Source organism: Actinomycetota bacterium, assembly GCA_035540895.1.
Lineage (GTDB): Bacteria > Actinomycetota > JAICYB01 > JAICYB01 > JAICYB01 > DATLFR01.
This window is the reverse complement of record DATLFR010000045.1, coordinates 1-9,406: the sequence shown is the minus strand read 5'-3', so window position 1 is coordinate 9,406 and position 9,406 is coordinate 1. Positions and strand designations below refer to the sequence as shown.

Below are 9,406 nucleotides of genomic sequence, written 5' to 3'. Positions count from 1 at the left end.
GGCACGGGTCGCGCGTTCGCGTCGCCCGCGGCCGCCGCCGCGCTCCGCGTCTCCCTCGTGACCACCGGCCCCGCGACCGCGCTCTCTGTCGTGCTCGGGCTCCCGCTCGCGTGGGTCCAGGCCCGGTCGACCGCGCGCGGCATCACGCTCCTCAGGGCGGTGACGACCCTGCCCATCGTCCTCCCCCCGGTCGTCGGGGGGGTCGCGCTGCTCGCCGCGTTCGGACGCCGAGGCCTGCTCGGACAGTGGCTCGAGCGGACGGCCGGCATCTCGATCCCATTCACGACCACGGCGGCCGTCCTGGCCGCCACCTTCGTGTCGATGCCGTTCCTCGTGCTCACCGTCGAGGGGGCCATGCGGTCCATGGACGAACGGGCGGAGGATGCCGCCCGCACCCTGGGCGCCCGGCCCTGGACCGTCTTCCGCCGCATCACGCTCCCCGCCGTCGGACCCGCCGCCCTCGCGGGGGCGGTCCTGGCCGGCGCCCGGGCGCTGGGGGAGTTCGGGGCGACCGTGACGTTCGCCGGGAGCTTCCCCGGCCGCACCCAGACGCTCCCGCTCGCCGTGCACTCGCTCCTCGAGACCGACCTGGACGCCGCCATCTCACTCAGCGTCCTCCTCGTGGCGCTGTCGCTGGCCGTCCTGGTCGCGCTGCGCGGGATGTGGCTGCGGTCGGGATGACGCTCGAGGCTCGGGTGGTCGTCTCGCGCGGGTCGTTCACGCTCGACATCGACCTGACCGCCACATCACAGGAGATCGTGGCCGTCCTCGGCCCGAACGGGGCGGGCAAGTCCACGCTGCTCGGCGCGATCGCCGGGCTGATCCCCCTGGACGCGGGCCACGTCTCGGTCGGGGGCCGTGTCCTCGACGACGTCCGGACCGGTGTCCACGTGCCGCCGGAGCACCGCCACGTGGGTGTCGTGTTCCAGGACCTCCTCCTGTTCGAGAGGATGTCCGTACTCGACAACGTCGCGTTCGGTCCCCGGTGTCACGGCGCGTCACGTGCCGAGGCCGGGCGGAGGGCGGCCGCGGCGCTGTCCAGGTTCGGGCTCGAGCACCTCGCCTCGGCCCGTCCGAGGGAGCTGTCCGGGGGCCAGGCGCAGCTGGTGGCGCTGGCCAGGGCGGTGGTGACCGAGCCCCCCGTCCTGCTGCTCGACGAGCCCCTCGCCGCCCTGGACGTGACGGCCCGACCCGCGGTGAGGCGGGCCCTGCGCGACGCGCTCTCGAGCTTCGCGGGCGTCCGCCTGCTCGTCACCCACGATCCCGCCGACGCGTTCACGCTCGCGGACAGGCTGGTGATCGTCGAGGAGGGGCGGGCGGTGCAGTCCGGGAGCCCGTCCGAGGTGGCGGCGAGGCCGCGGTCGGCGTACGCGGCGGACCTCGGCGGGGTGAACCTCGTCCGGGGACGCGTCTCGTCCGGGGTGATGAGGACGGGGGGCGCTGTTGAGCTCGTGGTGCCCGGGCTCCCCGACGGGGAGGGGCTCGTGGTCTTCCACCCCCGGACCGTCGCGCTGTACCGGACCCACCCCGAGGGGACGCCGCGCAACGTCTGGAGGGGCGAGGTCGCAGAGGTCACAGCCACGGGGGACCGAGTGAGGGTGGTGGTGGACGGTCCGCCCCGGATCGTGTCGGAGGTGACGCGGGAGGCCTGCGAGGAGCTCGCCCTGGCTCCCGGGGCGGACGTGTGGGTCTCGGTGAAGTCCACCGAGATGCAGGCGTATCCGGCGTAGGCTCGTCGCATGGCGAACGGCAAGAAGCGCAACCTGTCGCTCGTCTCCGTCGTGCAGGCGGAGCGGGACGGCCGAACCGTCGTGGACCAACAGACGGAGGCCCCGATGGTCCGGGGCTACACCGGCGGGGTCGACTGGGTCTGCGGGGCGTGCCGGCGGGTCCTCGTCGCGCACGACGACGCCCAGCCCGCCCCCAACTACGACGAGGTCCTGATGCGATGCCTCTGCGGCGCCATCAACCGGCCGCCGAGGTGACGCCGGGATCGGTCCGGCCGGCCTACCGCGGGCCGGACCACTCGAACGACGGCTGCTCCCACCCGAGGTCGGGGAGGTCCGTGGACACCTTCAGGGGGAAGTTCGGCGGGCGCTTCTCGAGGAACGACGTGACCCCCTCGGCGGCGTCGGGCCCGCGCCCCATCTCGTACATCGCGCGCGAGTCGGCGATATGGGCACTCATCGGGTGCGGCGCCCCCAGCATCCGCCAGAACATCTGCCGGGTCAGGGCGATCGAGACGGCGGACGTGTTGTCGGCGATCTCGCGGGCGAGCGCGTAGGCGGCCGGGAGCAGCTCCTCGGGTGAGTGCAGGCTGCGCACCAGTCCTCGTTCGTGAGCCTCGGCTCCCGTGAAGATCCTCCCCGTGAACCCCCACTCCACCGCGGTCGAGATGCCCACCAGCCGGGGCAGGAACCACGACGACGCCGCCTCCGGCACGATGCCTCGCCGCGTGAACACGAACCCGATCTTGGCGTCCGGCACGGCCAGGCGGACATCCATCGGGAGCGTCATCGTGATGCCGACCCCGACCGCCGGGCCGTTGATGGCCGCGATCACGGGCTTGCGGCAGTCGAAGACGCGGAGCGTGACCCGGCCCCCGCCGTCGCGCAGGGTCTCGTCGGACGGCTCGCCGAGCCGGTCGCGATCGAACGTGCCACCGCCCCCGGACAGGTCCGCGCCCGCGCAGAACGCCCGACCCCGTCCGGTGACGACCACCGCCCGGACCCCGTCGTCGCCGTCGATGCGGTCGAAGACGTCGAGCAGCTCGTAGAGCATCGTCCGCGTGAACGCGTTCAGCTTCTCCGGACGGTCCAGCGTTACGGTCGCCACGCCGTCCGACACGTCGTACGAGATCTGCTCGTAGGTCATCGCGATCCTCCGTCGATCCGTCTGAGGAACCCGTCCACCTGGCCGGCGAGCTCCGCTATCACCTCGCGCGGCGGTCTCTGCCGGACGGCGAACGAGTGGTCCCCGTCGGCGATCTCCACCAGCTCCGCCGTCGGGAGCCGGCCCGTCACCGCCGCGAGAAGGTCGGGGCGGGCGAACGTGTCGCGCGTCCCCTGCAGGAACAGCATCGGGACGGTGATCGCGTAGAGGTGCTCGTCGCGGAGCTTGTCCGGGCGCCCCGGGGCGTGCAGCGGATAACCGAGGAACACGAGCGCATCGCATCCGAAGCCCCGGGCCACCACCTGGGAGGCGATCCGTCCCCCGTACGACTTCCCACCCAGGACGAGTCGTCGTCCATCGGCCACGCGCTCGGCGACCGCGCGCAGACCCGCCTCGCTGTCCGCGGCGCTCCCGGGCGCCTTGCGCCCGGCGGCCCGGTACGGGAAGTCGAAGAGCACCACGTCGTACCCCCGGGCCGCGAGCTCCTCCGCCACCATGCCCATGAAGGGGCTGGACATGCCTGCTCCGGCCCCGTGCCCGAGGACGACGACCGTGTCGGCGCTTCCCTGCGAACGGTGGCGCACGACCGGGACCTCGCCGCCGCCCCAGCTCACGCGCAGTTCTTCCATGCCCGGCAGACTATCCGGACGACCCCCGGTACCGGATGGTGCGCTCGGCTAGAGTGGTCCGCGATGGCCGAGGAGACCCAAGCGCCGCCCGGAGCGGCATCTCTGCGCCCCCTGCTCGACCTCCAGCAGGTCGACCTGGCCATCGACCGGCTGAACGAGCGCAAGGAGACCCTCCCCGAGAAGCTCGAGCTCACCTCCATGACCCAACGGATCGCCGAGGTCCAGGCGGCGGTGGCACGCGTCGACGCCGAGCTCGGGTCGGTGAACCAGGAGATGAAGCGGCTCGACGGCGAGGTGCAGGAGCTCGACGACAAGATCTCCCGCGAGGAGAAGAAGATGTACTCCGGCCAGGTCACCAACCCCAAGGAGGTCGGGGCCCTGTCCGACGAGATCGCGATGCTGAAACGCCGCCGGGCGCCCCTCGAGGACGCCGACCTGGAGCTCATGGTCCGCCGCGACGAGCTGCAGGCCGAGCGGGCGAAGCTCGAGGCGGAGATCGCCGACCTCGAGGTCGAGGCTCAGGGTATCCGCGGGAGGATCTCCGATCGGACGGAAGAGATCGACCGCGAGCTGGCGGTCGAGGACACCCGGCGTGCGGGGCTGGCCGGACAGGTCCCGCCGGACGTCATCGACCGGTACGAGGAGCTGCGCGCGACGAAGCGCGGGGTGGGCGTGGGAGCGCTCCGCGAGGGGGTCTGCACGGCGTGCCGGGAGGCGCTGTCCGCGGTCGAGGTCGACCGGATAAAGCGGAAGGCCCGCGAGGGTGAGCAGCTGTTCCGTTGCGAGCACTGCCGCCGCCTGCTCGTGGTCGAGTGATCCTCTGGCACACCGGCGCGACGCTCGCCATCCTCTGGTTCGTGTTCCGGGGCAGCACGCGGTTGGACTACCGGCTCGCCATGCTCGGGTCCATCCTGCCCGACCTCGTCGACAAGCCGGTGGGCAGGGTCCTGTTCCGTGACCAGCTCGACTCCGGACGTCTGTGGGGGCACTCGCTCTTGGTGAACGTCCTGTTCTTCAGCGTCCTGTTCTTCATGCGGGGCCGGGGGAAACGCAGGCTGGTCCTCGTCCCCGTCGGCTCCCTCCTGCACCTCGCGCTCGATGGGGTCTGGGCGCAGCCTCGGGTCTTCTGGTGGCCGCTGTTCGGATGGGAGATGCCGGCGCACCCGATCGAGGGAGGTTGGCTGGTCTACCTGCAGCCCCAGATCCTGCTCCTCGAGGCGCTGGGGGCCGGCCTGCTCCTGTGGATGTTCGCCGCGCACGGGATGCTCAACCGCGAGGGGTTGCGCGCGTTCGTCCGCACCGGCCACCTCGAGATGGCGAGGGAGCGAACCCCGTGAGGACGGGCACCCGGGTGATCCTCATCCGCCACGGGGAGACCCCGGCGTCGGTCGAGCGCCGCTTCGCGGGATCGTCGGACGTCCCGCTCACGGAGGCCGGGGAGCGGATGGCGGCGTTGACCGCCCGACGGATGTCGAAGGTCTCCGTCGACGCGCTGTACGTCTCCCCCATGCTCCGGACCCGGACCACCGCCGCGCCCATAGCCGAGGCCGTGGGGATCGACCCCGTCCACGACGACAGGCTCGTCGAGTGCGACTTCGGCGACTGGGAGGGGCTGACCTCGCCGGAGGTGCGGGAGCGCGACCCGGATGGCTTCTCGGCCTGGATCGGTGACGAGAACGTCCCCCCGCCGGGCGGGGAGTCGTGGGCGTCCGTCCTCGACCGCACCGGCCGGTGGTTCGACGAGGTCACCGAGGCCCACGACGGCGGGACCATCGTGGCCGTTGCGCACGGGGGAGTGGTCCTCTCGCTCGTCCGCCGCCTCGTCCATGCGCCGTACGTCGCGCTGCTCGCCTTCGAGATAGACCCGTGCTCGATAACGCTGCTGGGGGCGCGCAGCCAGCTCTGGCGCGTCCGTCTCCTGAACGACACCACTCACCTGGCCGACCCGCTGTGGGAGGGGCCGCCGCCGGCGCCCATGCCGCCCTAGGCCGATCCCGGCGCAGGTGCCGGCCTCGGGGGGCCCGCGTAGACTGGGCGTGGAGCGGTCCGGGCGACCGCGTCGCCCACCTCGGTGGGCGCCGAGGAAGGTCGGGACTCCACAGGGCAGGATGCTGGGTAACGCCCAGGCGGGGAGACCCGCGGCGATCGCAACAGAGAGCAGACCGCCGATGGCCCGAGAGGCACAGGCAAGGGTGAAACGGTGGGGTAAGAGCCCACCAGCTCCCCGGGTGACCGGGGAGGCTAGGCGAACCCGTCCGGAGCAAGGCCAAGCAGGGAGCGGGCGGCCCGTCCGATGCTCCCGGGTAGGCCGCTGGAGCGGCGCGGTGACGCGTCGCCGAGATGGATGGTCGCCACCCCCGTGAGGGGGGACAGGATCCCGCCTACAGGACCGCACCATGGGGAGGCCCCGAGCACGTGACGGGGCCTCCTCTCCTTTAGGCTTCGTCCATGACGGCGTCGGACACGGCCGCCCTGGCGCGCTACGGGCTCCGCGACCCGGCCGCCGCGGCCCGGGAGCTCCCGTCCGACTGGCAGGTGGACGGGCGTTGGCCGCGGCTCCTGGACCTCCTCGGTGAAACCGCCGACCCCGACGCGGCCCTGCGCCGACTCTGCGCCCTGCCTGCGCCGGCCGTCGAGGCTGCCCTCGCCGACCCGGGGGCGGCCCGGTCCCTGATGGCCACGCTCGGGTTCAGCGAGTACCTCGCCTCGCTCGTTACGAGGGTGGACGGGCTCGCCGGCGAGATCCTGGGGGGTCCGGTCCGGGAACGCGCCGACCTGCGGGAGATGAAGGACGCCGCCCTCGCCGCGATAGCCGCACGTGACCTGACCGACGAGCCCACCCGTCCGTCCTTCGAGCGCACGGGAGCCGCCCTGGCCGACCTCGGAGACGCATGCCTGCGTCGTCTCGTGGAGCCGGGCAGCGGGCTGGCCGTGATGGCGATGGGGAAGTACGGCGGACGGGAGCTCAACTACGCGTCGGATATCGACGTCCTGTTCGTCTCGGAGGGGATGGACCCCGACTCGGCCGAGGGGACGGCCCGGGCCCTCATGGACGCCATGAACGGCCCACCGACCATCTTCCGGACCGACGCCGACCTCCGGCCGCAGGGGCGGGACGGCCCCCTCGTGCGCTCGCTCGATGCCTTCAAGGCGTACTACGAACGATGGGCCGAGGTGTGGGAGTTCCAGTCGCTCATCAAGTGCAGGTTCGCAGCCGGCGACGAAGACGTGGGGGAGCGGTTCCTGGAGATGGCCCACCCCTACGTCTGGCCGGAGAGGCTGGGGGCCGAGGCGATCGAGCAGGTGCGCGCGTTGAAGGCCCGGGCGGAGCAGGAGGTGGAGCGTCGGGGCCTGCACGAGCGCCAGGTGAAGCTCGGTCGCGGCGGGATCCGCGACGTGGAGTTCGCCGTCCAGCTCCTCCAGCTGGTCCATGGCCGCCACCACCCGCAGCTGCGCGTCCGGTCGACGCTCGAAGCCCTCGACCTGCTGGGAGCGGAGGGGTTCGTCGCCGAGGAGGACGCGGCCGAGCTGGCCGAGGCGTACGTCTTCCTGCGACACGTGGAGCACCGCCTGCAGCTCGTCGCGGGCCGGCAGACCCACACGCTCCCCACCCAGGCCCCCAGGCGTGAGCACCTGGCTCGCGGCCTGGGGTACCGCGACGAGCCGGGACGGACGGCGCTGGAGGCCTTCGAGGACCGCTGGCGCCGCACGACCGCCGTCGTCCGGCGCATCCACGAGCAGCTCTTCTACCGTCCCCTGCTGGAGGCGTTCGGCGAGGTGCCGGCGATGCGCCCCGAAGGGGCCCTCGAGCGGCTGGCCGCCATCGGGTTCGACCGGCCGCCTCGCGCTCGGGAGTCGATCGTGGCGCTGACCTCCGGACCCTCGCGGCGAGCCAAGCTCATGAGGGTCGTCCTGCCCGGTTTCCTCGCGTGGCTCGCCGAGACGCCCGACCCCGACGCGGGCCTGCGCAACCTGCTCGACCTCTCCCGAGCCCTCGAGTCGCTCCCGCACCTGCTGGTCATGCTCCGCGACGAGCCCCCGGTCGCCGAGGCGCTCTGCCGCGCCCTCGGGACCGGGCCCGTCCTGGCCTCGCTGCTCCAGCGCGACCCGGCCCTGGTGGGCTCCCTCCAGCAGGAACGGGGGGCAGACCGGGCGGCGCTCGTTTCAGAAGCGGTCGCGGTCGTGTCGCGCGCGGCCGATCCCGGATCGGCGGTGTCCGCGCTGAGGCGGTGGAAGGACGGGCACTGGCTGGCCATCGCCGTCGACGGGCTCGGCAGCTCCCGCGGGGACGACTTCGTGACGGGCGCGCGGGAGCTGTCGTGGGTCGCGGATGCCTCGGTGGAGGCCGCACTGGCGGTGGCCCGGTCCGAGCAGGACGCCCGGACGGGGGCGCCGTCCGGGGACGCCTTCGCGGTGGTCGGGATGGGCCGGCTGGGAGGCGAGGAGCTCTCATACGCGAGCGACCTGGACGTCATGTTCGTGCACGAGCGCGACGTGTCATGTCCGGACGGGACGGAGAGCAGGCTCTACCACACGGCCGTGGCGAATCGGCTCTCGGAGCTGCTGGGGTCGACACCTCCCGTGTTCAGGGTGGACGCCGAGCTGCGCCCGGAGGGGCGGGCCGGACCGCTCGTCCGGTCCCTGGAGAGCTTCCGCCAGTACCACGAGCGGTGGGCCCAGACGTGGGAGTTCCAGGCCCTGCTTCGCGCGCGCCACGTCGCGGGGGACCCGCGGGTCACCGAGCAGCTCCTCGCTCAGGCGGCCCCCCGGGTGTGGCCCGCCGAGCTCGGTCCGGACCAGGTCACAGAGATCCGGCAGATGAAGGCTCGGATAGAGCGGGAGCGGGTCAAGGCGCGCCAGGACCCGCGGCTCCAGGTGAAGCTCGGGGTCGGCGGGCTCGCGGACGTGGAGTTCACCGTCCAGCTGATGCAGATGCGGCACGGACATCGCCACCGCGCCCTGCGCACCCCCAACACCCTGCAGGCGGTCGACGCACTCAGGGATCTGGACCTCGTCCACCCCCGGGACGCCGCCTGGCTGCGCGACGCCTACCTCATGCTGAACAGGGTCCGCAACCACCTCTACCTGCTGCGGGGCCTGCCGACGGACGTCCTACCTACGGCCGACGAAGAGGTGGAGCGCCTGGCGCGCAGCCTCGGCTACGGACGGCTGGCCCGGTCGACCTTCATGGAGGAGTACCGGCGGGTGACCCGTCGCGCCCGCCAGGTCTGCGACCGCGTCTTCTACGGAGAGGGAGCGTCTCCCGGCGACCCCGTGTAGACCGCGCGGGCGAGGACCTCTCCTACGGCGCGCGACCACTCCTCCTCCGAGATGGCGAGCTCGACCGGCACGCTGAAGCTCATCTTCACCTTGCCGTCCTCGAACCTCACCGTGTCCTCCGAGAGGTCGCACACGAACGACACCGGCAGAGGCTGACCGTCGAAGAGCCACTCGTCCTCGACGCTGACCGAGATGACCCCGTTGAGCGTGACGTTCATGTTCGCTTCTCCCAGATCGCCGGAACCGGACCCTGCGCCCGACCCTCTCGCCCGTTGTATCGGGCCGGACGGCTGCTCCATTAGCCCCCCCGGCCGGGACCGTGGCACCGGGGATGAGGAGCCCCGGCTCCCGGGGGAGGTGCCTCCCCCGCCCGCGCGGACCCCTACGGTCGGGGCAGGCTCACCGTGAACCGGGCGCCCTGCGGGTCTGCGGGCTCGTAGGAGACGTTCCCCCCCATCGCCTCCGCGAGACGACGGACGATGGCGAGCCCGAGGCCTGTGCCGTCGCCCCCCGCGCTCGTCGCGCCCCGGGTGAACGGCTCGAACAGGGACGGGACCAGCGAGATATCCACCCCCTCTCCGTCGTCGGCCACCCACAGCTCCACC

Annotated in this window: 11 protein-coding genes and 1 other RNA gene; 8 read left to right on the top strand and 4 right to left on the bottom strand. The window is 72.6% G+C overall.

The window, feature by feature from the left end; translation table 11 throughout:
• From VM840_02470 to VM840_02460, 3 genes are all read left to right on the top strand, one after another.
• The coding region (locus VM840_02470) for an ABC transporter permease (protein HVL80439.1) at window positions 1–681 on the top strand (681 nt) is incomplete at its 5' end.
• Window positions 678–1,730 carry an ATP-binding cassette domain-containing protein gene (locus tag VM840_02465; GenBank protein ID HVL80438.1) on the top strand — a complete coding sequence of 351 codons (1,053 nt, stop codon included), beginning with the start codon at window positions 678–680 and terminating at the stop codon, window positions 1,728–1,730. The genes VM840_02470 and VM840_02465, both read left to right, overlap by 4 nt.
• 9 nt (window positions 1,731–1,739) lie before the next feature.
• On the top strand, window positions 1,740–1,985 hold the full coding sequence (locus VM840_02460; GenBank protein ID HVL80437.1) for a hypothetical protein: 246 nt from the start codon (window positions 1,740–1,742) through the stop codon (window positions 1,983–1,985).
• 22 nt (window positions 1,986–2,007) lie between these two features.
• Here VM840_02460 and VM840_02455 read toward each other — a convergent pair whose 3' ends face one another.
• A complete protein-coding gene (locus VM840_02455; GenBank protein ID HVL80436.1) occupies window positions 2,008–2,874 on the bottom strand; it encodes a crotonase/enoyl-CoA hydratase family protein in 867 nt (288 codons plus the stop codon).
• On the bottom strand, window positions 2,871–3,521 hold the full coding sequence (locus VM840_02450) for an alpha/beta fold hydrolase (GenBank protein HVL80435.1): 651 nt from the start codon (window positions 3,519–3,521) through the stop codon (window positions 2,871–2,873). Before VM840_02450 ends, VM840_02455 begins: the two co-directional genes overlap by 4 nt.
• A gap of 63 nt (window positions 3,522–3,584) precedes the next feature.
• On the opposite strand from VM840_02450, the gene VM840_02445 reads away from it, so the two are divergent.
• The 5 genes from VM840_02445 to VM840_02425 all read left to right on the top strand — a co-directional run bounded on the left by VM840_02445 (window position 3,585) and on the right by VM840_02425 (window position 8,801).
• Window positions 3,585–4,337, top strand: a complete 753-nt coding sequence (locus VM840_02445; protein ID HVL80434.1) for a hypothetical protein — start codon at window positions 3,585–3,587, stop codon at window positions 4,335–4,337.
• On the top strand, window positions 4,334–4,858 hold the full coding sequence (locus tag VM840_02440; protein HVL80433.1) for a metal-dependent hydrolase: 525 nt from the start codon (window positions 4,334–4,336) through the stop codon (window positions 4,856–4,858). The genes VM840_02445 and VM840_02440 overlap by 4 nt, the downstream gene beginning before the upstream one ends.
• Window positions 4,855–5,508 carry a histidine phosphatase family protein gene (locus tag VM840_02435; protein ID HVL80432.1) on the top strand — a complete coding sequence of 218 codons (654 nt, stop codon included), beginning with the start codon at window positions 4,855–4,857 and terminating at the stop codon, window positions 5,506–5,508. The genes VM840_02440 and VM840_02435 overlap by 4 nt, the downstream gene beginning before the upstream one ends.
• 51 nt (window positions 5,509–5,559) lie before the next feature.
• Window positions 5,560–5,921: RNase P RNA component class A (gene rnpB, locus VM840_02430), an RNA gene on the top strand.
• Window positions 5,922–5,969: 48 nt separating this feature from the next.
• The gene (locus VM840_02425) at window positions 5,970–8,801 is read left to right on the top strand and encodes a bifunctional [glutamine synthetase] adenylyltransferase/[glutamine synthetase]-adenylyl-L-tyrosine phosphorylase (protein HVL80431.1); all 2,832 of its coding nucleotides are present in this window, start codon (window positions 5,970–5,972) and stop codon (window positions 8,799–8,801) included.
• Here VM840_02425 and VM840_02420 read toward each other — a convergent pair.
• A complete protein-coding gene (locus VM840_02420) occupies window positions 8,765–9,019 on the bottom strand; it encodes a hypothetical protein (protein HVL80430.1) in 255 nt (84 codons plus the stop codon). The two genes, VM840_02425 and VM840_02420, sit on opposite strands and share 37 nt — an antisense overlap.
• Window positions 9,020–9,183: 164 nt before the next feature.
• A partial coding sequence (locus tag VM840_02415; protein ID HVL80429.1) for a sensor histidine kinase occupies window positions 9,184–9,406 on the bottom strand: 223 nt, incomplete at its 5' end.